General features: G+C 68.9%; 26 protein-coding genes and 1 tRNA gene. 6 read left to right on the top strand and 21 right to left on the bottom strand.

From position 1 onward, the window contains the following. Nucleotides 1–36 precede the first annotated feature (36 nt). A complete protein-coding gene (locus RTY13_RS03250) occupies nucleotides 37–1,716 on the bottom strand; it encodes an amidohydrolase (protein WP_312781092.1) in 1,680 nt (559 codons plus the stop codon). Between the two features lie 103 nt (nucleotides 1,717–1,819). Here RTY13_RS03250 and RTY13_RS03245 point away from each other — a divergent pair, with 103 nt between their 5' ends. Both RTY13_RS03245 and RTY13_RS03240 read left to right on the top strand, forming a co-directional pair. Next, nucleotides 1,820–2,497: an IPTL-CTERM sorting domain-containing protein gene (locus tag RTY13_RS03245; RefSeq protein ID WP_312781091.1), complete on the top strand. Its 678-nt coding sequence runs from the start codon at nucleotides 1,820–1,822 to the stop codon at nucleotides 2,495–2,497. A 119-nt stretch (nucleotides 2,498–2,616) separates the two neighbouring features. Then, nucleotides 2,617–3,048 carry a DUF488 domain-containing protein gene (locus RTY13_RS03240; protein ID WP_312781089.1) on the top strand — a complete coding sequence of 144 codons (432 nt, stop codon included), beginning with the start codon at nucleotides 2,617–2,619 and terminating at the stop codon, nucleotides 3,046–3,048. A 171-nt stretch (nucleotides 3,049–3,219) separates the two neighbouring features. Here the strand turns inward: RTY13_RS03240 and RTY13_RS03235 are convergent, their stop codons facing one another. From RTY13_RS03235 to RTY13_RS03215, 5 genes are all read right to left on the bottom strand, one after another. Then, complete coding sequence (locus RTY13_RS03235; RefSeq protein ID WP_312781088.1) at nucleotides 3,220–5,184, bottom strand: M1 family metallopeptidase; 1,965 nt, start codon at nucleotides 5,182–5,184, stop codon at nucleotides 3,220–3,222. Between the two features lie 52 nt (nucleotides 5,185–5,236). After that, on the bottom strand, nucleotides 5,237–6,493 hold the full coding sequence (locus RTY13_RS03230; RefSeq protein WP_312781086.1) for a multidrug effflux MFS transporter: 1,257 nt from the start codon (nucleotides 6,491–6,493) through the stop codon (nucleotides 5,237–5,239). Between the two features lie 71 nt (nucleotides 6,494–6,564). Further along, nucleotides 6,565–7,695: an HlyD family secretion protein gene (locus RTY13_RS03225; RefSeq protein ID WP_312781085.1), complete on the bottom strand. Its 1,131-nt coding sequence runs from the start codon at nucleotides 7,693–7,695 to the stop codon at nucleotides 6,565–6,567. A 13-nt stretch (nucleotides 7,696–7,708) separates the two neighbouring features. Further along, nucleotides 7,709–9,391 carry an MFS transporter gene (locus tag RTY13_RS03220; protein ID WP_312781083.1) on the bottom strand — a complete coding sequence of 561 codons (1,683 nt, stop codon included), beginning with the start codon at nucleotides 9,389–9,391 and terminating at the stop codon, nucleotides 7,709–7,711. Next, nucleotides 9,388–9,972 carry a TetR family transcriptional regulator gene (locus tag RTY13_RS03215; RefSeq protein ID WP_312781081.1) on the bottom strand — a complete coding sequence of 195 codons (585 nt, stop codon included), beginning with the start codon at nucleotides 9,970–9,972 and terminating at the stop codon, nucleotides 9,388–9,390. Before RTY13_RS03215 ends, RTY13_RS03220 begins: the two co-directional genes overlap by 4 nt. Before the next feature lie 241 nt (nucleotides 9,973–10,213). On the opposite strand from RTY13_RS03215, the gene RTY13_RS03210 reads away from it, so the two are divergent. Then, nucleotides 10,214–10,495: a hypothetical protein gene (locus RTY13_RS03210; RefSeq protein WP_312781079.1), complete on the top strand. Its 282-nt coding sequence runs from the start codon at nucleotides 10,214–10,216 to the stop codon at nucleotides 10,493–10,495. A gap of 16 nt (nucleotides 10,496–10,511) precedes the next feature. Here the strand turns inward: RTY13_RS03210 and RTY13_RS03205 are convergent. From RTY13_RS03205 to hppD, 10 genes are all read right to left on the bottom strand, one after another. After that, nucleotides 10,512–10,596, bottom strand: a tRNA-Leu gene (locus tag RTY13_RS03205). An 81-nt stretch (nucleotides 10,597–10,677) separates the two neighbouring features. Beyond that, nucleotides 10,678–11,535 (bottom strand): hypothetical protein, encoded by an 858-nt coding sequence (locus tag RTY13_RS03200; protein WP_312781077.1) that lies wholly within the window; start codon nucleotides 11,533–11,535, stop codon nucleotides 10,678–10,680. A gap of 63 nt (nucleotides 11,536–11,598) precedes the next feature. Continuing rightward, nucleotides 11,599–12,606, bottom strand: coding sequence for a fumarylacetoacetate hydrolase family protein (locus RTY13_RS03195; RefSeq protein ID WP_312781076.1), 1,008 nt, complete (start codon nucleotides 12,604–12,606; stop codon nucleotides 11,599–11,601). Between the two features lie 51 nt (nucleotides 12,607–12,657). Continuing rightward, nucleotides 12,658–14,721: a TonB-dependent receptor domain-containing protein gene (locus tag RTY13_RS03190; RefSeq protein ID WP_312781074.1), complete on the bottom strand. Its 2,064-nt coding sequence runs from the start codon at nucleotides 14,719–14,721 to the stop codon at nucleotides 12,658–12,660. Between the two features lie 94 nt (nucleotides 14,722–14,815). Next, nucleotides 14,816–15,115, bottom strand: a complete 300-nt coding sequence (locus RTY13_RS03185; RefSeq protein ID WP_312781073.1) for a hypothetical protein — start codon at nucleotides 15,113–15,115, stop codon at nucleotides 14,816–14,818. Further along, nucleotides 15,106–15,576 (bottom strand): isoprenylcysteine carboxylmethyltransferase family protein, encoded by a 471-nt coding sequence (locus tag RTY13_RS03180; protein ID WP_312781071.1) that lies wholly within the window; start codon nucleotides 15,574–15,576, stop codon nucleotides 15,106–15,108. Before RTY13_RS03180 ends, RTY13_RS03185 begins: the two co-directional genes overlap by 10 nt. Beyond that, nucleotides 15,573–15,941: a cupin domain-containing protein gene (locus RTY13_RS03175; RefSeq protein ID WP_312781070.1), complete on the bottom strand. Its 369-nt coding sequence runs from the start codon at nucleotides 15,939–15,941 to the stop codon at nucleotides 15,573–15,575. Before RTY13_RS03175 ends, RTY13_RS03180 begins: the two co-directional genes overlap by 4 nt. Next, nucleotides 15,938–17,032 carry an isoaspartyl peptidase/L-asparaginase gene (locus tag RTY13_RS03170; RefSeq protein WP_312781068.1) on the bottom strand — a complete coding sequence of 365 codons (1,095 nt, stop codon included), beginning with the start codon at nucleotides 17,030–17,032 and terminating at the stop codon, nucleotides 15,938–15,940. The genes RTY13_RS03175 and RTY13_RS03170 overlap by 4 nt, the downstream gene beginning before the upstream one ends. 28 nt (nucleotides 17,033–17,060) lie before the next feature. Beyond that, a complete protein-coding gene (locus RTY13_RS03165) occupies nucleotides 17,061–17,246 on the bottom strand; it encodes a hypothetical protein (RefSeq protein ID WP_312064645.1) in 186 nt (61 codons plus the stop codon). Beyond that, entirely contained in the window at nucleotides 17,247–18,332 is a 1,086-nt protein-coding gene (hppD, locus tag RTY13_RS03160) for a 4-hydroxyphenylpyruvate dioxygenase (protein WP_312781067.1), read from the bottom strand. Between the two features lie 192 nt (nucleotides 18,333–18,524). Between hppD and RTY13_RS03155 the strand changes: the two genes are divergently transcribed. From RTY13_RS03155 to RTY13_RS03145, 3 genes are read left to right on the top strand one after another with little or no spacing between them, the layout of a single operon-like run. Beyond that, the gene (locus tag RTY13_RS03155) at nucleotides 18,525–19,106 is read left to right on the top strand and encodes a YqaA family protein (protein ID WP_312781066.1); all 582 of its coding nucleotides are present in this window, start codon (nucleotides 18,525–18,527) and stop codon (nucleotides 19,104–19,106) included. Between the two features lie 36 nt (nucleotides 19,107–19,142). Beyond that, nucleotides 19,143–19,682 (top strand): disulfide bond formation protein B, encoded by a 540-nt coding sequence (locus tag RTY13_RS03150; protein WP_312781064.1) that lies wholly within the window; start codon nucleotides 19,143–19,145, stop codon nucleotides 19,680–19,682. A 10-nt stretch (nucleotides 19,683–19,692) separates the two neighbouring features. Further along, a complete protein-coding gene (locus RTY13_RS03145; protein ID WP_312781063.1) occupies nucleotides 19,693–20,283 on the top strand; it encodes a demethoxyubiquinone hydroxylase family protein in 591 nt (196 codons plus the stop codon). A gap of 161 nt (nucleotides 20,284–20,444) precedes the next feature. Here RTY13_RS03145 and RTY13_RS03140 read toward each other — a convergent pair whose 3' ends face one another. The 5 genes from RTY13_RS03140 to RTY13_RS03120 all read right to left on the bottom strand — a co-directional run bounded on the left by RTY13_RS03140 (nucleotide 20,445) and on the right by RTY13_RS03120 (nucleotide 24,672). Beyond that, complete coding sequence (locus RTY13_RS03140; protein WP_312781061.1) at nucleotides 20,445–21,416, bottom strand: esterase-like activity of phytase family protein; 972 nt, start codon at nucleotides 21,414–21,416, stop codon at nucleotides 20,445–20,447. Further along, on the bottom strand, nucleotides 21,413–23,284 hold the full coding sequence (cobT, locus tag RTY13_RS03135) for a cobaltochelatase subunit CobT (RefSeq protein ID WP_312781059.1): 1,872 nt from the start codon (nucleotides 23,282–23,284) through the stop codon (nucleotides 21,413–21,415). The genes RTY13_RS03140 and cobT overlap by 4 nt, the downstream gene beginning before the upstream one ends. Before the next feature lie 470 nt (nucleotides 23,285–23,754). Further along, nucleotides 23,755–23,994, bottom strand: a complete 240-nt coding sequence (locus tag RTY13_RS03130; protein WP_312781058.1) for a hypothetical protein — start codon at nucleotides 23,992–23,994, stop codon at nucleotides 23,755–23,757. 29 nt (nucleotides 23,995–24,023) lie between these two features. After that, nucleotides 24,024–24,338: a hypothetical protein gene (locus RTY13_RS03125; protein WP_312781056.1), complete on the bottom strand. Its 315-nt coding sequence runs from the start codon at nucleotides 24,336–24,338 to the stop codon at nucleotides 24,024–24,026. Between the two features lies 1 nt (nucleotide 24,339). Continuing rightward, entirely contained in the window at nucleotides 24,340–24,672 is a 333-nt protein-coding gene (locus RTY13_RS03120) for a hypothetical protein (protein ID WP_312781055.1), read from the bottom strand. Nucleotides 24,673–24,741: the final 69 nt, after the last annotated feature.

Genomic DNA, 24,741 nt, shown 5'->3' with positions numbered 1-24,741 from the left:
GCCCCGCCGCAACGCACAGCGGGGCGAGCCGGGCCTTTAGTCGGCCCGATAGACCACCTGGCCGTCGACCACGGTCAGGACCGCATGGCCCTTGGGGATGTCGGCGGCGGGCACGGTCATCAGGTCGATGTCGAAGGCGGTGAAGTCCGCCCGCTTGCCCACCTCGATGGTGCCCAGCTCGTTTTCACGGAAGCTGGCGTAGGCGGGCCACAGGGTGAACATCTTCAGCGCCGTCGCCCGGTCCACGGCCTCGTTCGGGCGCCAGTCCGGCCCCTGGAAGCCGCTCAGGTCGCGCCGCGCCACGGCGGCATAGAACTCGATCAGGGGATCGCCGCGCTCGACCGGCGCGTCGGAGCCGCCGACCACGATCACGCCCCGATCCACCAGGGTGTGCCAGGCATAGGCCCCGTCCAGCCGCGCGTCGCCCAGACGGTCGGCGGCGAAATGCAGGTCGCCGATGGCGTGGCTGGGCTGCATCGAGGCGATGATCGGCAGCTCGTCGAAGTAGTGATAGTCGGCAGGCCGGATGATCTGGGCGTGCTCGATGCGCCAGCGCGGGTCGGCCAGCTTCCATTCCGATTTCGGCACGGAGCGCAGGGCCTCTTCGTACCAGGCCGCGACGTCGTGGTTGCCCTGATCGCCGATGGCGTGGGTGGCGATCTGGACGCCGGTGCGCAGGGCTTCCTGATAAAGCGGCATGACCGTCTCGCGCGAGGCCAGCATCAGGCCGGAGGTGTCGGGGCGGTCCGAATAGGGCTGGAACAGCTTGGCCCCGCGTGAGCCCAGGGCGCCGTCGGCGTAGAACTTGACGGCGCGGGTGATGATCCGCCCGTCGCCCGCGTCGCGCGGCCCGCCCGCCATCAGGGCGCGAGCGTCGCCCATGTCGATGCTGTTATAGACCCGCAAGGGCGCCTCGCCCTCGCGCGCCATCGCCTCCATCAGGGGCACGTCCTTCCACGGGGCGCTCATGAAATGCACCCCGGTCCAGCCGTAGCGGGCGTAGACGTTGAAGCCCGCCCGATAGGCCGCGCGCGTCGCCGCCGCGTCGGCCTGGGGCGTCAGCGGCTCGACCAGGACCATGGCTCCGTCGACCAGCAGGCCGGTCGGCTGACCTCTGGCGTCTTTCAGGATCTCGCCGCCCGAGGGGGCGGGCGTCGCCGTATCGACCCCGGCGGCGGCCAGGGCCGCGCTAGAGACGGCGACCGCATGGCCGTCGGCCCGGCTCAGCAAGACCACCCGGCCCGGCGCGGCGGCGTCCAGATCGGCGGCGGTCAGGAAGCGTTTCTCGGGCCAGTGGGTCTCGATCCAGCCGCGCCCGACAATGACGCCCTCAGGGTGAGCCCTGGCCCAGTCGCTGAGCCGCGCCATGGCCTCGACGACCGAGGCCGAGCCCTCAAGGTTCAGCGTCATCTCGCGCCAGCCGATGCCGTCCAGATGGGCGTGGCCGTCGGTGAAGCCGGGAAACAGGGTGGCGCCCTTCAGGTCCACGACCTCCAGCCCCTCGGCCGAGGGCGCGCCGCTCGCCGCCCCGACATAGGCGATGCGCCCGTCGCGCACGGCCACGACCTCGGCCGTCGGCCGGGCTTCGTCGCCCGTGTGGATGGTCCCGCCCCGGATCAGCAGGTTCTGGGCGAAGGCGGCGGGGGCGGCGGCCAGCATCAGGGCGGCGGCCAGAGCAGCGCTCTGGGGCAGGGCCTTCAGGGCGTAACGGTTCATGGGCTTCCTCCAACTGTGGCGCTCACCGAACGCCGTTGACATGAATTCGGGCTCGCGCGAATAGCCAAGCTTGTTCATCTGTACAGCGATACTGGAAAGCCCCTTGAGAACGATCGTCGCCGCCCTCGCGCTGGCCACAGCCCTCTTCGCCGGTCAGGCCGCCGCTCAGAACATCGACACCATGGCTGCAGCCAGTGGAACTTTCGGCATTTTTGGTGTGCCCGACACGGCGACATACGGTCAGACTATCACCATCCCGGCCGGTGTGACCCAACTGACCAGCTTCGGCTTCGAGATGCAGAGCGTCCCGTCAACGGTCGTCTTCCGTGGCGAGGTCTATCTGTGGGACGATGCCAACAATCGCGCCACCGGGCCGGCGCTGTATGAAAGTGCGGTCCGGTCGACGACGGGCGCCACTCCCCAACTGATCACCTTCAGTCCGCCCGGGGGACTGACCGTGATCCCCGGCCAGAAGTATGTGATCTTCGCGACAACGTCGCGGGATCAAGCGGGCGCATCCGGCGCAGGCAATTGGGCAGCGTCATACAGCAACCCATACGCGGGCGGGGACCTGGTTTTCATCAACAACGGCGCCAATCCTGCCGATTGGACGAGCGGGCCTTGGTCCGTCGACGCGACCATTGATTTCGGTTTCGTCGCCAATTTCAACGCGCCTCCCGCTCCAGTGCCGACGCTGTCGGAATGGGCGATGATCCTGTTCGGTCTGGCCTTGGCGGGCGGGGCCGTGGTGATGGTTCAGCGACGGCGTCTGGCCGCCTGATCGCCCGATCAGCTTGAGCGTAGAGCGGCCCCGACCTGTGACAGGCGGGGCCGTTTTCGTGTGCGCCGTCAAGGCAGAGCAGGCTTGGCGTCAAGCGATCAGGCGCGCATCATCGCCGCATGAAGCTGTTCACCATCGGCTATGAAGGCTCCACCCAGCCCCAGGTCATCGACCGGCTGAAGGCGGCCGGCGTCGAGCTGGTCGCCGACGTGCGGGCCGTGGCCTCGTCGCGCATCGCGGGCTTTTCCAAGACGGTGCTGGGTGAAAGCCTGAAGGCCGAGGGGCTGGATTATCTGCAACTGCGGGCGCTGGGCACGCCCAAGGCCGGGCGCGACGCGGCGCGCAAGGGCGACGTGGCGACCATGCACGCCGTCTTCAACGCCCATATGCAGGAGCCCGACGCCGAGGCCGCCTTCCAGCAGCTGCGTCATGTGGCGAGCGAAAAGCGCGTCGCCCTTTTGTGTTTCGAGGCCGAGGTCTGCGGCTGCCACCGCGCCGTCCTCGCTGACCGACTGGCCCGCGAGGACGGCGTCGAGGTGGTGAACCTGTAGTTCCGCGTCTCCCTTCCCCCTCGAGGGGGGAAGGGTCGGGGATGGGGGTGCGTGCGCGCCGTTGGGAGCTGAAGCACCTGAGGCGCGACGGAGTCTCGTGCGCCTGGCACGGACGCCGCCTGCCTGCACCCCCACCCAACCCTCCCCCCTCGAGGGGGAGGGCTTCATGCCTTACGGACGGCCCACCAGCTGATCCACCGAGCCCGTCGTGACCGGGTGATAGAGGGGCCGCGCCTTGGCGTAGATGCGCGTTGCGATCGGACGGCCCCAGTCGCCCTCGCCCCACAGGGTCTGGAACAGGGGCAGGACGAACTTGCGGCGACCCTGGCTGGTCAGGAAGCGGTCGGCGGTGGCGACGGCGGGTTCGTAGCGGTGGGCCAGGGCGATCTGCAGCCAGGCGAAGGTCAGCTCGGCGTTGCCCTCATTGGCCAGGTTCAGCGTCTTCTCCAGATCGGCCAGTTGCGCCGCCGTCAGCCAGTCGGCGCCCGCCGCCAGACCTTCGGGACGCCAGGCGAGGAAGCGCTGGCGCTGCTGGGTGTTCCAGTTCTTCCAGTCGATGGCCGAGGCCGGGCCCTTGTCGGCGAAGAAGGCCTTGGCCTGGGCGTCCACCGCCTCGAAGGCGTGCGACACCGGCGGGACCCAGTTCGACGGCATGCCCGGCTTGTAGATCCAGTTCTCTAGCTGCAGTTGGGCCTCCAGCGCGGCGTCGCCCTTGATCAGGTGCTCGCGGATGTCGGCGAGGAAGCCGACGTCGGTCATGGGCTGGAAGGCGTGGCGGTCGAAATAGCCGCGCAGCCAGGCGTCGAAGGTCGGGCGGCCGACGATGCGCTCGATGGTGCGCAGCATGGCCGCGCCCTTCTCATAGGGCACGCCCGACAGGCCGTCGTCCGGGTCGCGTCCGGTCAGGTCGATGTGCAGCTTGGTGTCGTCCGGCGCCGTGGTGGCCAGTTCGGCCGACAGTTCGCCCCAGCCCAGAACCTGCTCCTGCATGGCGCGGTCGCGACCATAGAGGGCCTCCATGATCCGGTTCTCGAAATAGACCGTAGTGCCTTCGTTCAGCCAGATGTCCGACCAGGTGGCGTTGGTCACCAGATTGCCGGACCAGCTATGCGCCAGCTCGTGCGCCACCAGCGAGACCAGGGACTGATCCCCGGCGATGATGGTCGGGGTGGCGAAGGTCAGGCGCGGGTTCTCCATCCCGCCGAAGGGGAAGCTGGGCGGCAGGACCAGCAGGTCGTAGCGGCCCCAGCGATAGGGACCGTAAAGCGCCTCGGCCGCGTCCACCATGCGCGGGGTGGATTGCAGCTCGGCGCGGGCGGCCTCCAGCCGGCTGGGCTCGGTCCAGACGCCGGTGCGGCCGTCGAAGGAGGCGAAGGCGATGTCGCCGATGGCGATGGCCATCAGATAGGGCGGGATCGGACGATCCATGTCGAAGCGCCAGGCCTTCTGGCCGGCGGAGGCGGCTTCGCCCTGCGGTGTCAGGTGCTCGGCGGACATGACCACGGTCAGGTCGGCGGGGGCCGTGATGCGCGCCGAATAGGTCTGGCGGATGCCGGGGCTGTCCTGGGTCGGGACCCAGGTGCGGGTCAGGATGGCCTGGCCCTGGCTGAACAGATAGGGTTTCTGCCCGCCCGCTGTCTGCTGCGGGCTGAGCCACTGCAGGGCCGCCGCGTCGGGACGGGTCGAATAGTCGACGACGACCTTCTGGACCTCGGTTCCGGCGAAGGCGGGCAGGTGGACCGTCAGGGCCTGACCCTTGATGGCGTCCACGGCGCCCAGTTCATAGCGCAGCGGACGGCCCTGCGCGTCGCGCACGCCGCGGATGTTCAGGTTCTTGGTGTCCAGCACCACCTCGGTCGCGCTGACGCGGCCCGTGACGTCCAGGGTCGCCGAGCCCGACAGGGTCTTGGCCGCGAAGTCGGCGGTCAGGTCCAGGGCCACATGGCCGACCCGCGCCTCGGCCGGGCGGGCGTTGGAGTGGATGTCGTCGGCGTAGGCGAAGGCGGGCGTCGCGGGCGTGGCGGCGGGCGCGGTCATGTCCGATCCTCCGGGCGCGGTGGCGCAGGCGCCGAGGGAAGAGACAAGGGCGGCGGCGAGGGCGAGGGCGGAAACCTGCCCAACCAGCTTCAGGGTCATCGAACGCTCCGTATTCAGATGCGTGCGAAAAGGCTCCCTCGCGCCGGAAAGATCAAGCCTTCGCCGGCATCGGCCGCAGGTGGTGGGCCTTGAACAGGCGTCCCTTCTCGGCGGCCAGAACCAGCAGCAGGGCGACGACGCCCAGGGCTGCGAACCCGACCGTCATCGGCACGGTGGTGCCGTCGAAGTGCTGGCCGATCCAGAAGCCCAGCAGGGCGCCGCCGATGGTCGAGATGAAGCCCTGGGCCGAGGCCGCCGTGCCGGCGATATGGCCCATGGGCTCCATGGCCATGGAGCCGAAATTGCCGGCGATGAAGCCGAAGCAGAACATCTTGCAGGCCTGCAGCGCGGCGAAGACCCACAGGCTGTCATGCCCCGCATAGGCGATGGCCGCGTGCAGCAGGCTGAAGCCGATGAAGCCGAACAGGGCCGTGTGGGCGATCAGGCGCGAGCCCAGTCTTTCCACCATGCGCGAGTTCAGCACCGAGGCCAGGGCGATGCCGCCGGCCACCATGGCGAAGACGGTGGTGAACAGGCCGGGCGACTTGAAGACGTCGAAGAAGATCTGCTGCGACGAGTTGATGAAGGCGAACAGGGCGCCGCTGATCGCCGTCATGGCCAGGGTGTAGCCCATGCCGATGCGGCTGGTCAGGGCCTGGCCGAAGGCCCCCGCGATGCGCTTCACCTTGATCGGCATCCGGTCTTCAGGGTGCAGGGTTTCCGGCAGGCGCAGGGCGGCCCACAGCAGGAAGCTGCCGCCGAACAGGGCGAAGAAGCCGAAGATCCAGCGCCAGGGCGCCACTAGCATGATCAACTGGCCGACGGTCGGGGCCAGGATGGGCACGCCCAGGAAGACCAGGAAGCTCAGCGACATGACCCGCGCCATGGTCCGCCCGGAATAGCGGTCGCGCACAATCGACACGGCCAGAACCCGCGTCGCCGCCGAGCCCAGACCCATGCCGATGCGCGACAGGATCAGCCACTCGAACGAATGGGCGAAGGCGGCCAGGATGCTGAAGGCGACATAGAGGCCGATGCCGATGAACAGGATGGGCCGCCGACCGAACCGGTCCGCCAGGGGGCCGTAAAACAGCTGCGCCCCGCCAAAGCCCAGCAGATAGGCGGTGATGACCCACTGGCGGGTGTTCTCGTTGACCACGCCCAGGTCCTCGCCGATGTGCGGCAGGGCCGGCAGCATGGCGTCGATGGCCAGGGCGTTCATCGCCATCATGACGGCGATCAGGCAGACGAATTCTGCGAACCCCGGCCCCTTGGGGGCGGCGGCGGTGGTGGGCGGGGTGCTGGTCATCGGGACCAGATGCGGGCTGCGTCAGCCTGACGCAACCCTCAAGCTGGATGAAGTTTTCGCGTCGGCGCGGTTCAGCGGGCGCCGGCTACGTCGATCCGCGCCGTCACCGACATGCCGGGCGCCAGTCGCGTCGCCGCTTCCTGACCGGGATCGATGGAGATGCGGACGGGGATGCGCTGGGCCACCTTGGTGAAGTTGCCGGTGGCGTTGTCGGGGCGGATGACGCTGAACTCGGACCCGGCGGCGGGCGAGATGCGCTCGACCCTGCCCTTAAGCTTCGCTCCGCCCAGGGCGTCGACGGCGATCTCGACCGGCTGACCGACGCGGACGTCGCGCATCTGCGTCTCCTTCATATTGGCCGTGACCCAGACCACGTCGGGGACCAGGGCGGTCAGCTGCGTGCCGACCGCGACCTGCTGGCCGACGCGCACCGCGACCTCGCCCAGACGTCCGGCGCGCGGAGCCTCGATGCGGGTATTGTCCAGATCGATCTGGGCCAGACGCACCTGGGCCTGGGCGTTCTCGACGGCGGCTTCCAGCGAGCCCTTGCTGACGACGGCCGAGGTGACGCTGGTCTGGGCCACGCCCTCGGCGGCGCGGGCGGCGGCCAACTGCGCCTCGGCGGCGCGCAGGGCGTTCTGGGCCGTGTCCACCTGGGCCTGGGCCACCCAGCCCCCGGCGAACAGGGTGCGCACGCGCTGGGCGTCGGCGCGGGCTTTCGTCACGGCGGATTCGGCCCCGGCGATGGAGGCGCGCGTCTGGGCGACCGAGCCGCGCGCCGAGGCCTGGCTCTGGGCCGAGTTGGCCAGGGCCGCTTCAGCCGAGTGCAGGGCCGCCGTCGCCTGATCCAGCCGCTGGCGATAGATGCGGTCGTCGATGGTGGCCAGAAGCTGGCCCGCCTGCACGGTCTGGAAGTCCTGGACCTCGACCGAGGTGACATAGCCGCTGACCTGGGGGCTGATGACCGTCACCTGACCGCGCACATAGGCGTTGTCGGTGACCTGCGGCCCGCCGTCGAAGGGCGGCAGACGCCAGGCGTGCAGCACCAGACCGACCCCGACCAGGGCGATCAAGGCCAGCACCACGCTGATCATGACGCGGCGGCCGGTGGATGGCTGGGGCGCAGCGGCGGGCGCGGGCGGCGGCGCTGCCGGGGCTGCGGGAGCGGGGGCTTGAGCGGGGGCGGGCGTGGCGTCGGTCATGGTCGGGTCCGGGTCATTCGACAGCGGCGGCTGCGGCCTGGGCCGCTTCACGGTTGGCGGCGCGGCGCGCCTCGATACGGGGGCGATAGTGGTTCACGGCGACCCAGAGCGCGCCGACGGCGGCGGCGGCGGCGATCAGCAGGAAGACGTCGTTGTAGGCCAGGACCTGGGCCTGCTGGCTGATCTGCTGTTGCAACAGCTTCAGCGCCAGAGCCTGTCGCTGGGCGGCGTCGCCGATGGTGTGGGCATAGGCGCCGCCCAGTTGCTGCAGCCGCAGCACCACCTCGGGGTCGCCCATGTCGATGTGGGCGCTCAGCTGGTTGGAGTGAAACTTCTCGCGCAGGGTCTGGATGGTGCCGACCATGGCCGAGCCCATCAGGCCGCCGACATTCTGGCCGATCGAAAAGACGACGATGAAGCTGACCATGTGCTTGCCTCCCCCCTGCAACACCTTGCCGAAGCCGATGATCATGGTCGGGCCGATGAAGAAGGCGGCGGCGAAGCCCAGCAGGGCCTGGCTGAAATAGAGGTTGGCCGGACGCGTCAGCACCGTGGCGTGGCTGTCCATGAAGGCGCCGATGGCGATCAGGCCGAGCGCAATGGAGATAGGCTTCCACAGCTTGGTCGGGTTCAGGGTGAAGGCGCTGGTCAGGGTCCCCGCCGCCGTGGCGAACAGCATGACCCAGGACAGGCCGTGCATCTGCTCGTAGCCCAGACCCATCTGCTGCAGGAAGCCGACCGCGCCGGTCGTCTGTTCCGACAGGACGATCCGCACCAAGAGGATGGCCAGAAGCAGCCGCACGATGTCGCCGCCGGCCAGCCACTTCAGGTCGATCAGGGGATTGACGCGGTTGTACTCGATGATGACGGCGGCGGTCAGCAGGCCCAGAGCCCCGATCAGGGCCAGGCCGATCCACGGCGCCTCGGTCCACCAGACGATCCGTCCCAGCCCCAGGACGGCGGTCAGCAGGGCCACCCCCGGCGCGAACAGGGCGAAGGTGACGAAGTCCAGCTTCTCGAAGGCCTTGACCCGCTGCGACGGCGGCATCTTCAGCGCGAAGACGGCGGGCAGGGCGATCAGCACCAGGCCCAGGTCGAACATGTAGACAGCCCGCCATAGGTCGCGATCCAGCAGATAGCCGACCCCCAGCCGCGCCAGGGGAATGGCCAGGCTGGACAGACCGACGCCGATGATGATGCCTTTCAGCCGGTGCTGCGCCGGGAAGGCCTGAATGATGTAGAGGATGCCGAGCGTCGACATCCCTGCCGCCGCGATCCCGGCGATGCCGCGCACCACCAGGGTCGAGCCGTAGTCCTCGAGGAAGAGGTGGGCCGTCGCCGTCGCCAGGAAGATCATCAGGATGATTTCGGTGAACAGCCGCAGCCCGTACTGCATCCTGAACTTGACAAGCAGCAGGTTCATGCAGGCGTTGGTCATGACGAAGACGATGGGCAGCCAGGAGGCCTCGGTCGTGGTCACGCCCAGAGAGCCGGCCAGCAGGGGGATGTTGGCTGTCACCGCCGCATTGCCCAGACTGCCGGTCAGGGCCACCAGAACCCCGACGGCGGCATAGGCCAGCCGCCAGGGCGTCGAATGGTCGGGCGTGGCGGGCGAGCCGGGCAGGGCCGGCCGCTCGTGCGGCTTCAGCGTCGCCAGATAGTCGTCCCAGGGCAGGTCCCAGTTGCGGCGGCTCATGCGGCGCGTCCCTGAGGGCTTGTCTCTAGCCCGGCTTGCGGCCGGACGGCGTCCAGCACCAGTTCCAGCGCGCGTCGACTCAACTGATCCCGGTCGGCGACCCCGACGGTGCGCGACGGCGCCCCCAGCATGAGGGCCAGGACGCGGGTGTCCTCGACGCTCAGGTCAGTCCGCACTCGGCCCGCCGCCTGGGACACGGCCAGGGCCTCGGCCCCTGCGCGCTTCAGGCCGTTGCGGATCGGGGCCAGGGCCTCGTCCTTAAGGTCGCGGATGGCGCCGGCCAGGCCCGCGCTCTGGATCATCAGCTCGACCATCTGGCCGAGGAACCACAGAAAGACGTCAGGATCGTCCAGCCGCGCCTGGGTGCGTGCATGCAGGTCGTCGATCTGTCCCACGAAGACCGCCAGGGCCAGCTCCGACCGATCGGCGAAGTTGCGGTAAAGCGTCGCCCGCCCCACGCCCGCCCGCTCGGCGATGACGTGCAGAGGCGTCTCCAGTCCGTCGCGCGCAAAGGCTTCGGCGGCGGCCTTCAGCAGGGCCTCGCGGCGTTCCGCGGCGTCTTTTCGCAGGGGACGGGTCATGAAGATCGCCAAGTGGACACTTGTGTCCGATTAATCAAGTGCGTTCGGACTCATTCTTTGTTTCGGCCCATGGCGCCTGGCGGCGGGCGTGCGGAATCCCTCCTCGCCCAGCGGAATGCGCCAGAACGGCTAAGGCTGCGTTCCAGGGACGAAGGCGATCTCAGGGGACGTAACGGAGAAGGCTGAATGCATTGCACGAAGCGTCGTATATGGCGGCGAGGGCGCGCGGATTGGAAAGGGCGTGACCATCGGAGACGGCGCCATTGTCGCGGGCAGCGCCTATGTCAGTTCGGACATTCCGCCTGCCGAGCTGTGGGGCGGACTTCCCGCCAAGCGGCTTCGAGGCAACGTGTCGTGGGTGGACGAATTTCCCGCTAGCGAAGCGGCGGCTGCTCAGATGATCGAGTGGATCAACGCGCGGCGGCCCGCACCGAAGGAAGCGCTGTCGTCACCTGAAGAGGCCGGCGGGACGAATCTCCAGAGCGTCGGCAAGGCGGAAAAAGACTGCATGCAAACGGTCTAGATCATTCAATCGCGGATGGTGCGGGTGGCCGGGCTCGAACCGGCACTCCTCTCGGAACAGGATTTTGAATCCAGCGCGTCTACCAATTCCACCACACCCGCACAGGTCCAGCGAAGGTCGCGCAATCTAGCGGCGGAAACCGGCGGGTCAATCGCAGACTTCACCGGACGAATGGAGCCGTTCTATTCGTTGCTGGGGACGCGAAGGCGGCTGCCGGTCGTCTGGTCGGAGGCGCCTTCCAGATGGAAGTAGGTGCGGTAGACGATGCGTGTGAGCGGGATGGGGCCGCCATCTCGATTTTCCAGCCGTCCCTGCCGCGCCGCCCTCACGACGGCGGCGCCGAAGCCGCTGTTGGCGGGAATCTCTGTCTCTGCGACGCAGTCGGTCACGCGCCCGTCGGGTCGCGCCATGCAGGACACGACGGCCAGGCCGCTCGAATAGGCGACGCCCAGGGGATATTGAGGCTGGGGCGTCCTGCGCCAGGTGATGTTCTTGGGAAGCCCGTCGTCTTGCAGCGCCTTCAACTCGGCGTCGCGCGGGTCAACCAGCGGTCGGTCGCAACTGGCCAGGGCCTGATCTATGGCGGTGTTGGAGCGAGGCAGTTCGATGACGTAGCGCAGGTTGCGCCCGTTCTCGGCGGCGCCGGCGACGACGATCTGCATGGGGCCGCCCTCGCGCATGCTGCGCGCCAGAGGCGCGGCCAATTCGGCGAAGGCGAACTGCCGGTTCTCGCCGATCAGGAAACCGTAATCGGAGACCGGTTCATCACCGAAACCGATGCCCAGGACACGTCGCGACGACCGCAAGTCGGGCGCCGCGGGGACCTCCGGCAGGCCGCCGATCATGACTTGGAAAACGCCCGCCTGGCATCGTGCGGCCAGCAGAAGGCCGTTGTCATAGAGGGTGTGGGCGGCCGTCAGCCTGTCTTGCGGCTTGAGCGTCAGTTCCCAGTCCGCGCCCACGTCCTGAGACAGCGCCGGAAGGGCGCTGGCCAAGGCGACGCCGATGCCGATCAGCGAGCTCATGGTTTGCGGCGACATGCGGGAGCTCCCTTTCCGAGCGCCGTCAGCCTAACCCGGCGAACGGCGCTCGAAAAGCGGAGATCAGGCGGGGGCGACCGTCTGTTCGATGGCGCCGAAGATGGTGTGGTGCTTGTCGTCCAGCATCTCGATGCGGACGGTGTCGCCATGCTTGAGGAAGGGCGTCTTGGCCTCGCCGGTCAGGATGGTCTCGACCGTGCGGACCTCGGCGATGCAGGAATAGCCCAGACCGCCGTCGGCCACCGGCTTGCCCGGACCGCCGTCGGCGTCCTTGTTCGACACCGTGCCCGAACCGATGATCGTCCCGGCGCCCAGAGAACGGGTCTTGGCCAGGTGGGCGATCAGCACGCCGAAGTCGAAGGTCATGTCGACGCCTGCGTCGGCCTGACCGAAGTCCTTGCCGTTCAACTGCACCGACAGGGCGCCGGACAGCTTGCCGTCCTTCCAGCGCTCGCCCAGGGCGTCCGGGGTGACGAAGACGGGCGACAGGGCGCTGGCCGGCTTGGACTGGACGAAGCCGAAGCCCTTGGCCAGTTCGCCGGGGATCAGGTTGCGAAGCGAGACGTCGTTGACCAGGCCGACCAGGCGGATCGAGGCCAGGGCCTCGTCGCGGCTGGCGCCGAGGGCTACGTCGCCGGTCACGACCACGATCTCGGCCTCCAGGTCGCAGCCCCAGGCCTCGTCCTTCAGCGGAATGGCGTCGCGCGGACCCATGAAGCAGTCAGAGCCGCCCTGATACATCAGCGGATCGGTCCAGAAGGTGGCCGGTATCTCGGCGTTGCGGGCTTTGCGTACCAGTTCGACGTGGTTCACATAGGCCGAGCCGTCGGCCCACTGATAGGCGCGGGGCAGGGGGGCGGCGGCCTCGTGTTCGCGGAAGCGGCCGCGCGGCACGGCTTCGTGCTCCAGGCTCTCGGCCAGAGACCGCAACAGGGGCTCGCAGCGGTCCCAGTCATCCAGCGCCGCCTGCAGCGTCGGGGCGATCAGGAAGGCGTCCGTGAACCAGTTCAGGTCGTTGGAGACGACGACGAGGCGGCCGTCACGGCCGTGCTTGAGCGAGGCGAGTTTCATGGCGAAAGTCTAGGCGCTTTCGGGCGTCCTGATCAACGTCCCGCAGACGTTTCAGGATGCGCCCAGGGCGCGCCGCAAGGACAGGCCGACAAAGGGGCCAGTGCGTTCGATGCGATGCTCGATCCGGTCGGGCGCGCGTCCGTCGCGGGGCGTGTCGAACAACTGCCGGTCCACCCGGATGGCGCGGTCGCCGAGATTCTCCGCCTTGAGGACGACCGTCCAGCGCGGCCGCGGCGTCCATTCGACAAAGGCGCCGTACCAGGGCTGATAGAGCTCCTCGACCACCTCGTCGAACCGGAACTCGCGATAGGGGGAGCCGATGTCCGCCGTCAGGCCCCATTTCAGGTTCCGGCCCGGCAGGTCGCGCGTCAGCTCGATCTCGGCCTCGAAGGGGTTGTAGCCGGACAGGCGGCGTCGTTCGCCGGTGGTCGGGTCCGACACGCGGGTATGGGCGCGCTCCACCGTCGTCTTCAGCAGGCCGCCTGACAGGCCGACCCTATCCAGCGGCAGGGCCAGTTCGACCATGAAGACGGTCCTTTGGGCGTCGCCGATATTGCCGGGGGCGTCGAAGGCGAAGCCCGGTCCTGTCAGCAGGACCCGGTCGGTCGCATCGGCGATCTCCTGATGCAGCAAGGTGGCCTTGATCGCGCCCTCGGCCCAGAAGCGGCGCTCGTAGACCAGTTCGCCGGTCCAGGCGTCTTGAGGTCTCAGGTCGGCGGCCCCCGCCGTGACGACGCCCGTGTCCAGGCTGGCCGAGGTGACAAAGTCTCCGAACGACAACTGGCCCAGTTCGCGCTCGACCCGCAGCCGCCACTGACTGGCCGGATCGGGCGTCCAGGTCAGCAGCAGGCGTGGCTTGGCGTAGGTCAGGCTGCGTTCCAGCGGAGCGCCGCCGCTGAGGGAGAGGGTCGAGGTTTCCACCCGCAGGCCGGCTTCCGCCGACAGATCAGGTCTGGGTCGCCAGGCGAGGCTGACGAAGGCCTCGCCCCGACGTTCTTCCACGCGCACATTGGATGAAGGCAGAACCACCGGCTGGCCGTCCGCCTCGGCGCTGATCGCCCCTTCCAGCCAGTTGAACGCGCCCTCGACGCCGCCCTCGATCGTCAGTTTCTGCGCCGCCAGTTCACGGCTGATCGCGGCGCGTCCGATGGTTTCGCCAGTGCGCTCGTCGCTTCGGAACAGTTCTTCCCCGTCGCCGCTGACCGAACGCGACAGCTCCCGATCGTCCTCCAGCGTCTGCAGGCCGGTCAGGCGCAACCGATTGGCGCCGTAGGCCCGTTCCCAGTTCAGGCCCAGCTCGGCTTCGCGCACGTCCTCCACCTCGTTGATCCGCCTGTCCGCGCCAATCGCGGGGCGTTCCAGCAGGTCGAACTCATACCGTTCCCCGACCAGGCGGACGTTGGCCGACAGGTCGCCGCCGGCCAGGGTCTGGCGCCAGGCGCCGCTGATCCGGGCGCCGTGTCCGCCGCCGTCGGTCAAGCGATCCGCCGAGTTGACCAGGCCGCCCGCCGCATCGCGCAGCTCCTCACGCCCGTCGCCCGCTTCGTCATCGATGTAGTTGTAGAGCGACCCGGACAGTTCCAGCAGACGCCCGCCCGACAGGTTGCGGGTCATCTCGGCCACAAGGTCCGTCGCCCAGCGATCGCCGGCATGCCGTTCGTTGGACAAAGACATGGCGCCGCTGGTGGTCGTATCGGCGCGGCGGATGATGTTGGCGACCACGGCGTGGCCCTGCATGTCCAGCCCCGCAGCCCGGTCGCGCACGATCTCGATCCGCTCGACCTGACCGGCGGCGACGCGAGCGATCAGGTCGCCCAGATCTTCGCCCTTGGAGGTCGGACGACGGCCGTCGATCAGGACATTGCCCTGGGCCCCCGACAGGCCGCGCACGGAATCGCCTTCGTCCAGGGTGAAGCCGGGCGTGCGGGCGATCATGTCCAGCGCCGTGACGGGCCGGGCCGAGGCGTAGAAGTCGGCCGGATAGCTCAGGACGCCGGTCTCGCCGGCAACCTGACCGCGCGCTTGGGGCGCGTCAGCGGGGCCTGTCTGACCCCAGGCCGGTCCGGCGGCGGCCATGGCCGACATCAGCAGCCAGGCTGCGCGCGAACCGATCATCGAATACCCCCTGTGGTGCGAACGGGTCGCAATTAGCACATATCCTCACGCCGGCATGGAGGCAGATGCGCGCAGGCTGACGGCAGCCTGAGGGTCAGGGCTTCTCTTTGGTCGGCGGGGCGATGACGGCGCGGGCCTCGGCCCCGGTGCGCAGGGCGGGATCGCGCACCTCGACCTCGACGGCGATGGCGCCGGCGGGCTCGTGCGCCCACAGGTAGCGGCGCTCGATCTCGACCGCGCGGCCGGACGGGGCCATGCCTTCATATGTGTCGCCCCAGGGGGTGACGGCCTTCATCTCGACCCACAACAGGCCGCAGGCGGCGTCCAGTTCCTCGATGGCCATCTCCGACAGTTCGTCGGCGTGGGGGGCGGGACGGTTCGGGGTCACAGCCATCGGCGGACCTTTCCTTGATAGGCTTGGTATTCAGCGCCGAACTTGCTGGCCAGATAGCGCTCCTCGCGGACGATGACGAAGCGGTCGATCACGATCAGGCAGGGGAACAGCATGGCCAGGGCGACGGGGCTGTCCATGGCCAGGGCGAAGCCGGCGTAGGTGATCCCGAAGCCGAGATAGATGGGGTTGCGGCTGTACTGGTAGAGGCCCCCGGTCGCCAGGGCCGTGGTCGGCTTCCACGGCTCGGGCGGGGTGCCCAGACGACGGAAGGTCCCCGCCGCGATCCCGTCCAGCAGCAGGCCGCCGATCACCAGCACAAAGGCCAGTCCGCGCCGCCAGTCGACGTCGAGGCCGAGCGACGGCTCGCTGACCAGCCGCCCGATCCCGAACCCGGCCAGCAGGAAGCCGAGGTAGATCAGCGGCGGCGGGGCGATGACGCCGGGATGGTCGGGTTTGCTCATATCGTCTGACCGGAAGGCGCGGTGAATTCAGAGGTCGGGGCGTCGCCGGTGTTGATCACTTCCGAGGGCTCGAAGATCATCACCTCGGCCTCCTCGTCGGCTGCGGTGCGGTGCTCGACGCCGCGCGGCACGACGATGAACTGGCCCGGCTCCAGCGTTTCCACGCGGTCGCGGAACTCTACGCGGAAACGCCCCTTCCAGACCAGGAACATCTCCTCGGCGTCCGCGTGGCTGTGCCAGGGGAAGACCCCCTGCACCTTGACCAGCCTCACGTCCTGACCGTTCAGCTGGGCGGCGACGCGCGGCCGCCAGTGGTCGGAAAAGCCGCCGAACTTCTGTTCCAGATCGACGACCTCGCCGGTCATCGCGGGGTTTCTTCGTCGGCGTAGATGGCGACGCGCGCGGTGCGGCCCGATCCGGCCTCGCCGCGATACATGCCCGAGGTGTTCATCGAGAAGGCGACGGCGCCGTCCTTGCCCATGACGATGACCCCGCCGTCGCCGCCGATGGAGGCGACGTCCGCGATCTCGGCGTCGGCGGCGGCCTGGACGGTCGCGCCCTCGGCGGTGCGGTGACAGATGTCGCGCGCGACCGTGGCGCGGATGAAATACTCGCCCGATCCGGTGGCCGAGACGGCGCAGCCGTCGGCGTTGGAGGCGTAGGTGCCTGCGCCGATCACCGGCACGTCGCCGACCCGGCCCCATTGCTTGGCGGTCATGCCGCCGGTCGAGGTCGCGGCGGCCAGACGACCCTGGCTGTCCAGGGCCACCGCGCCGACGGTGCCGAACTTGCGCTCGTCCAGCGGGGCTTCATTCAGCGAGGCCAGCGGGACGGGCCGTGCCAGGGTGGCCGGTTCCGGCGGGGCGCCTTGCGGACGCGGCGGCAGGGGCAGGCCCTTGTCGCGCAGCGCCTTCAGCAGGGCCTGCCAGCGGCTCTCGGTGAAGAAGAAGCCCGGCTCGACCTGCTCCAGACCGACCGAGGCGGCGAAGGTTTCGGCGCCTTCGCCGATCAGCATGACGTGGGGCGAGCGCTCCATCACCGCCCGCGCCGCCGCGATCGGGTGACGGGTCCGGGTCAGACCGGCCACGGCCCCGGCGCTGCGGTCGACGCCGTTCATCACCGCCGCGTCCAGTTCGTTCTTGCCGGCGGCGGTGAAGACCGCCCCGCGCCCGGCGTTGAACAGGGGGTTGTCCTCCATGGCCTGAACCGCGGCCTGAACCGCGTCCAGCGCCGAGCCGCCCTGGGCCAGGACCGCCGAACCGGCGTCCAGCGCCGCCTGCAGACCGGCGCGGTAGGCCGCGTCGCGTTCCGGGCTCAGGTTGGCGCGCTCGATGACGCCCGCGCCGCCGTGGATGGCCAGCGACCATTTCGGGGCCTCCTGCGCAAAGGCAGGCGACGCCAGCAGGGCCAGGACGCTGGTGGTCAGGGCAGCTGCGGCGGTCAGGGCGGATTTCATCGGCGGTTTCCCCGGTTGACGGCGCCCCTCAGCGCCGGTGGTGCAATCGTTTCCAGATGCGGTAGCCGAGGATGGGGGCGAAGCCGCAGACCAGCGCCGCCAGCAGCACCATCCAGAAGCCTCCCCCCAACCAGTATTCTCCGGCCAGCGCCCCGGCCCCGGCCGCCAGAAGCGGGCCGAGCCAGGGCAGCCAGTGCGGCGGCCGCATCTTCATTCAGGCGTCGACCTTGATGACGCCGCGACGAATCTGGTCCAGCTCGATCGAGTCGAACAGGGCCTGGAAGTTGCCGTTGCCGAAGCCCTCGTTGCCCTTGCGCTGGATGATCTCGAAGAAGATCGGGCCGAAGGTGTCCTGGGTGAAGATCTGCAGCAGCAGGCCTTCCTCGTCCGAGCCGTCGATCAGGATGCGGTTCTTGCGCATCCGCTCCACGTCCTCGCCGTGGCCCGGCAGGCGCTTGTCGATCAGTTCGAAATAGGTCTCGATCGTGTCCTGGAAGTCCACGCCGCGCGCCTTCATGGCCTCGACCGTCTCGTAGATGTTCTCGGTGGTCAGGGCGATGTGCTGGATGCCCTCGCCGTTGTAGCGACGCAGGAACTCCTCGATCTGCGAGTTGTCGTCCTGGCTCTCGTTCAGCGGGATGCGGATGGCGCGGTCGGGCGCGATCATGGCCTGGGAGAACAGGCCTGTCGCCTTGCCCTTGATGTCGAAATACTTCTGCTCTTCGAAGTTGAACACCGAACCATAGAAGCCCGACCAGGTGCGCATCTCGCCGCGACGCACGTTGTGGGTCAGGTGGTCGAGGATTTCGAGACCCATGGAGTTCTTGCGCTCGGCCTCTTCCCAGCCCTCGATCTCGTCCCAGGCGTCATAGAGCGAGCCCTGCTCGCCGTACTGGTCGATGACGTAGAGCAGGCTGCCGCCGATGCCCTGCAGGATGTAGGGATAGTCGTTCCCCAGCGCCCCGCCGTGGACGCCCTCGGCGGCGCGGGCGCCGCGCGCCAGCGCGCCCTCATAGGCCGCCTTGGCGTCGGCGACGCGGAAGGCCATGCCGTTGGCCGAGGGGCCGTGATCCTTGGCGAAGTCCGCCGCCTGGCCCTTGGGACTGCGGTTGACCAGCATGGTGATGTCGCCCTGCTTCAGACGCACCGCGTCCGTGGTCGGGTTCACATGGGTCTGGGTGAAGCCCATCAGCTCCAGCCGGGCGATCATGGCTTCCGGCTCGGGGCCGGTGAATTCGACGAATTCGAAACCGTCCACGCCCAGCGGGTTTTCCTGATCGAGTTTGGCGGCGTCCATCATGGCGCGTCTCCTCATACTGTCTTTTAGGGCGGCCTGTGCCGCCGATTGGGGCGGAACCTAAAGGGCGGCCCCGGTCGGGCGCAAGGCGCGGCTGCATCGAAACAGGACACGTTGCGGTGTCGCAGCCGCTGATCAACGGGTGCGCGCGCTCTCCGGGCCTGCTAGAGCCGCAGGCTCAACCGGGACGCCTGTATGCTTCGCAAGCTCTATGACTGGGTCTTCTCTCTGGCCCGCCATCGTCACGCGACCCGGTCGCTGGCCGTGGTCTCCTTTGCAGAGAGCTCCTTCTTCCCCATTCCGCCCGACGTCATGCTGGCGCCCATGGTGCTGGCCAAGCCGGAACGCGCCTATTTCTACGCCACGGTCTGCACCGTGGCCTCGGTCCTGGGCGGCCTGCTGGGTTACGCCATCGGCTACTTCCTCGAGCCGGTCGGGATGTGGATGCTGGCCGTTCTCGGCAAGGCGGATGCGTTCGAGGCCTCCAAGGCCCTGTTCCAGCAGCACGGCGCCTGGGTCATCCTGATCAAGGGGCTGACGCCGATCCCGTTCAAGCTGATCACCATCGCCTCGGGCATCTTCCAGTTCAACCTGGCCCTCTTCATCGCCCTGTGCGTCGTCACGCGCGGCGCCCGCTTCTTCCTGGTGGCCTTCGTGCTCAAGCGCTGGGGCGAGCCCATGCTGGCCGTGATCGAGAAAAGGCTGGCGCTTTTCACCGTGCTTTTCGTGGTTCTGCTGGTCGGCGCCTTCTTTGCGGTCAAGCTGATCGGACACTGATCGACGCCGGGCCCGGCTGCGTCTAAGAAAGACGCCATGACGCGCCTGTATCAACTCCTGACCCGCTGGTGGACCGCCTTTGCGCTGGCGGCCTCACTGGCCATGCTGGGCGCGGCCCACGCCTTTGAACGGTTCGCGGGCCTGGCGCCGTGCAACCTCTGCCTCAAGCAGCGCGAGGTCTACTGGGCCGCCGTCGCCATCGCCGGGGCCGCCACCTTCTGGGCCGTGTTCAGCCGCGCCAGCCGCGGCACGCCGCGCATCGCCTCCTTCCTGCTGGCCGCCGTCTTCTTCACCGGGGCGATCACGGCGGGCTTCCACGCCGGCGGCGAGCTGAAGTGGTGGGACCTGCCCGCCACCTGCTCGGCCATTCCCTCGACCACCATCGATCTCAGCGCCCTCAGCGCCCTGGCCGACGGCACCGCCGAGATGAAGCCCATCGTCGGCTGCGGCGACGTGCCGTGGAGCCTGTTCGGGATCTCGATGGCGGGCTGGAACTTCTTCATCTCCCTGGCGCTGGCGATCTTCAGCCTGCTGGCGGCGAAACGTCCCAAGGACGCGCGCGCGCCGAAGGCGTAAGGAAGCAGTCATGACCCAGGCATCCGACACCGTCGCCGCCGCCCGCCGCATTCCTTTGCCGCGCCCGGGCGTGGGCCAAACCCGCGCCCGCTTGGCCGAAATGCTGCGCGTCGATCACGCGGGCGAGTTCGCCGCCGTCCACATCTACCGCGCCCAGCGCGCCGTGCTGGAAGGGCGCAAGGGCAAGGCCGCCATCGCCGCCGACCTGACCGAGATGGAGGGTCACGAGGCCGTCCATCTGGCCCGGTTCGAGGCCCTGCTGACCGAGAACCGGGTTCGCCCCACGGCCATGATCCCGCTGTGGAAGCTGGCCGCCACGGCGCTTGGCGCCGGCACCGCCCTGATTTCGGAAAAGGCCGCGCACGCCTGCACCGAGGCGGTCGAAAGCGTCATCGAGAAACACTATGCCGACCAGATCGAGGAGGTCCGCGAGCGCGACCCCGAACTGGCCGCCGAACTGACGAAGTTCCGCGAAGAGGAACTGGCCCACCACGATCACGCCATCGAGCACGGCAGCCGCGAAGCCCCGGCCTACCGCCTGCTCAGCAGCGTCATCAAGGTCGGCTGCAAGGCCGCCATCAAGATCAGCGAACGGATCTAGGAGCGCGACGCCTCTCCCTCCCCTTGATGGGGAGGGTGGTCGCGTAGCGACCGGGTGGGGAGGGCGTGGTGATGTTGGGGCTGCGGCTGGCTTGCCTAGCCGCCCCACCCGTCTGCCGCTTCGCGTCAGCCACCCTCCCCATGAAGGGGAGGGAGAGAATTCTACCTCACATCGAACGCCAGCATCAGGGTCCGCTGCACGGCGTTGAAATTGTCGTCGGACAGGATGTAGAGCCGCGTCCGGTCGCCGCGCTTCTCGGCCGCGATCCCCTCGAAATTGTCGGTCGTCCCCGGCAGCTTCAGTTCGACCAGCACCGGCCCCAGGGTCCCGTCCTGGGCCATGCGCCGTACCCGCGCCCGCACGTCCACCGGGGCGCGATAGGAGCGCTGCACCACGAACCAGCCGCCCGCCGGATCGCGGTCCATGCCGGTGATGCGATAGTCGCCTTCGGTCAGGGGCGTGTCGAGCGGCGTCGTCACGACAGCGCAACGAACAGCCGAGCAGTCCCAGACCCCGCCGGATTCACCGGCCACGCGCCAGCCGTCGCCCGAGGCCGCCAGCCCCTCCATCCCGTCATTCTCGGGGAAGGGGAAGTCGGGCCGCCGCACGGCCTGCGGCGTTCGCAGCGCGCTCAGCGGACCATAGTTCCAGATGCGGTGGTCGCGTTCAAAGCTGACCAGCAGATCGCCGCCGCTGGTGATCGCCAGCGCCTCGGCGTCGCCCTCCATCTTCTGGCTGATCGGCGTCCCGTCGGTCAGGCTCAGGCGGCGCACACGCAGACCCTCCAGCCCGATCAGCCGCCCGCGCCTATCTAGCGCCAGCGTCCCGCGCGCCAGGTCGCCGACGTCGGAGACGCTGACGAAGCCGCCGTCGCCGGTCAGCTTCAGGTCCGACAGGCTGTGCAGCGGAGAATCCATGCCGGCCAGCACGGTCACGCCCCCGGCGAAGCGCACGCCCTGCCCCAGCACCGCCGCGCCGGGCAGGCCCAGCCCGACCGTCCGCGGCGAGGCGCTGACGGGCGTCCAGCCGTCCGTCTCGGGCGTCGGCGTCCACGGCTGCGAGGTCACGACCGCGCTGGCGCAGGCCGCCAGGGTCAGCGCCGCCAGGGCCGCGACATAGATCCGCCGGTTCACGCCGCGCGCTTCTTCGCGGAGCGGGCCACGGTCTTGGGCTTGGCTTCGAACAGTTCGGCCAGCTTCTCGGTCATGACGCCCGCCAGTTGCTCGACGTCGACGATGGTCACCGCGCGGCGATACCAGCGGGTCACGTCGTGGCCGATGCCGATGGCGATCAGTTCCACCGGCGACTTGTTCTCGATCTCGGCGATCACCTGCCTCAGGTGCTTGTCGAGGTAGAGGGCGGCGTTGGCCGACTGGGTGGAATCATCGACCGGGGAACCGTCCGAGATGACCATCAGGATCTGGCGCGACTCGGTGCGCCCCAGCAGCCGCTCGTGCGCCCAGGTCAGGGCCTCGCCGTCGATGTTCTCCTTCAGCAGGCCCTCGCGCATCATCAGGCCCAGGTTCTTCTTGGCCCGGCGCCACGGCGCGTCCGCCGACTTGTAGATGATGTGGCGCAGGTCGTTCAGGCGGCCCGGATTGGCGGGCTTGCCGGCGCTGATCCAGGCCTCGCGCGACTGGCCGCCCTTCCAGGCGCGGGTGGTGAAGCCCAGAATCTCGACCTTGACCCCGCACCGCTCCAGCGTCCGCGCCAGGATGTCGGCGCAGACCGCCGCCACCATGATCGGTCGCCCGCGCATCGAGCCCGAGTTGTCGATCAGCAGGGTCACGACCGTGTCCCGGAACGGGCTTTCGCTCTCCATCTTGAACGACAGGGGGCTGGTCGGATCGGTGATGACGCGGGTCAGGCGCGCGGTGTCCAGCACGCCTTCTTCCAGATCAAAGGCCCAGCTGCGGTTCTGCTGCGCCATCAGGCGGCGCTGCAGCTTGTTGGCCAGCCGCGACACCACGCTCGACAGGGTGGCCAGCTGGGCGTCCAGCAGCGACCGCAGCCGGTCCAGCTCCATCGGATCGCACAGCTCCTCGGCCCCAATGGTCTCGTCATAGGCGGTGGTGAAGACGCGATAGGCGTCCACGGCGCGCCCGTCGTCGACGCTATCCTGACGGTTGGGCAGGGCGCCTTCGTTCAGTTCGGGGCCGTCGTCGCTGGCCTCGCCGTCGGGATCGGCCGGGGCGCCGTCGGGGCGGGTCTGGCGCTCGTCCTCGGCGGACTGGTCGTCGGCCGTGCCTTCCAGCGACTGGCCGCCTTCGCCGCCGTCCTCTTCTTCCTGTTCGTCTTCGTCGGGCGCGTCCTGCTGCGACTGGTCGGGTTCGTCCTCGCCCTGTTCGTCGTTGGCGTCCTCGGCCTGGCCGTCGCCGGGATCGAGGTCCAGCGCCCGCAGCACGTCCTTCAGCCTGGCGGCAAAGGTCGTCTGGTCGTCGGCCACGGCGGCCAGGGCGTCCAGTTCGGCCCCCGCCTTCAGCTCCAGATTGGAGCGCACCAGGTCCAGCATGGCCTTGGCGCCGTCGGGCGCGGGCTCGCCCGTCAGCCGCTCGCGCACCAGAAGCGCCGCCGCCTCGGCCACCGGCACCCGCTCGGCCTCGGCCCGCAGGGCGCCCGACTTCTCCAGCCGGGTCAGCAGGGCCGCGTTCAGATTGCTGCGCACGCCCTTCAGCTCGCGCGCGCCGACCGCCTCGACCCGGGCCTGTTCGACCGCGTCGAAGACCTCGGCCGCCGTCTGGTCGATCGGGCGCAGGCGGGCGTTCAGCCCCTCGTCGTGATTGGCCAGCCGCAGCGCCAGCCGGTCGGCCTGACCGCGCAGGGTCGCGCTCTCGGGCGCGCCGGGATCACGCGGCGGATGGGGCAGGGTCAGGACCCCGTTCGACAGCCGCGGTCCGTCCGAACCGAAATGCACCTCCAGCTCGGCCTGCTCGGCCAGGGCCCGCGCGGCGTTCGCCAATGCGCGTTTGAAGGTCTCGACGGGGGTCTCTGCGGCGGCCATGGGCCACACATAGACCACCCCGCGCGCGGGGGAAGAGGGTGACGGCCTTCGGGGCTTGAAAAGCCCGCACTTCTAGAAGGTCTGTTGCGTCCTCGAGCCCTGGGATTCGCGCACCCGATCACTCGCTGAGCGGTCACGGGCGGAACTATTCACCGGGACCTGACGACAGACGCGCTGCGACAGGTTGGAGCCTGGCTCACGCTCCCGACGACAGACCTCGCGCGTTTGAGCGCTGGGTGAAACGATCGGGGCGGCGGCGACAGGCGGCTGGGGCGAATTGGCCGGGTGGGCGGCAGCAGGATCAGGCGAGAGGGCGGCAAGGGACGCGACAAGGGCGATGAGCATTCGAAAAGACGATCTTCTTCAGACTAGGCAGAGGCACACACAAAGCAGGGGGCGCGGCGAGGCGCAAACATCCGTCTTTCACCCGCTCCCAGAACCGGTTGCGGACAGGAGGCCGAAAGCAGGGTCTAGCGGCGGGCCGAACGGCGGGTTGGGGCTTCGGCCGGAACCCGCTGGCAGAGGTCCTGCGTCACATTCGAGCCGGTTCTCTTGCCGCGATGGCAGACCTCTCGGGTGGCCTGGCCCGGCGCGGCGGCGGATCGGTCCGGTACGACGTGTCCTACCGGCATGGCCGAGGCCGACTGGGCGTGGACCGGCGCCGCAACGGGGCCGGACAGGGTCAGGGCCAGGAAGAGTGAGGCCAGCATGAGGGTCCTCCTTGGTGATTGATGGGCGATCAGTCGCCTTCGATCCGGCCCAAGCGCTGCATATCCTTGAGCATATCGCTGGCCATGCGTTCGCGCTCGCTGCTGTTCACCGGCACGCGCCGGCAAACGCGACGCTGGATGTTGGTGTCCATCGCCCGTTCGCGCGAACAGACCACGCGCGTCGGGCCGTCCGGCAGGGTGGGCGCGCGGGCGGTGATGACGCGGGTCCCCGATACGTTCACGGGCGCGACCACCGTCGCCTCAGGCGTCGCCGGGGGTGACGTCTCGCGCGTCGCCTGGGGGGATTGGGACAGGAGCGCGACAGCGAACAGGGCGATCAACATGTCAGTTCACCGGACGGCCGCCGGGTTGGCGGGGATTGGGGCCATCAGTGGAATTCAACCCGATGCTCTGCATCTGCCGCAGGTAGTCGCCGGACATCCGCTCCCGGCCTGAAGTGTTGATCGGCACTTCGCGGCAGACGCGGCGCTGGATGTTGCTGTCCATCGCCCGCTCACGGCTGCAGACCGTGCGCGTGGGACCGTCGGGGACCGTGGGCGCTCGGGCCGAAATGGCGCGCGACGGAGTGCTGGAGATGACGCGTGGACGGGCGTCGTCGTCATTCTGGGGGACGGGCGCGCTTACCAAGGACAGGGCGGCGGCGGCGATCAACAGCATGGCGGACTCCGTGCATCGACGAAACTAGAGGCCATCCTGCCCCTCGTTTCCATTTGTGGCAACATCGTT

The organism is Brevundimonas sp. (assembly GCF_032055285.1).
GTDB lineage: Bacteria > Pseudomonadota > Alphaproteobacteria > Caulobacterales > Caulobacteraceae > Brevundimonas.
The sequence above is the reverse complement of the archived record's forward strand: the minus strand, read 5'-3'. Positions and strand labels throughout refer to the sequence as shown.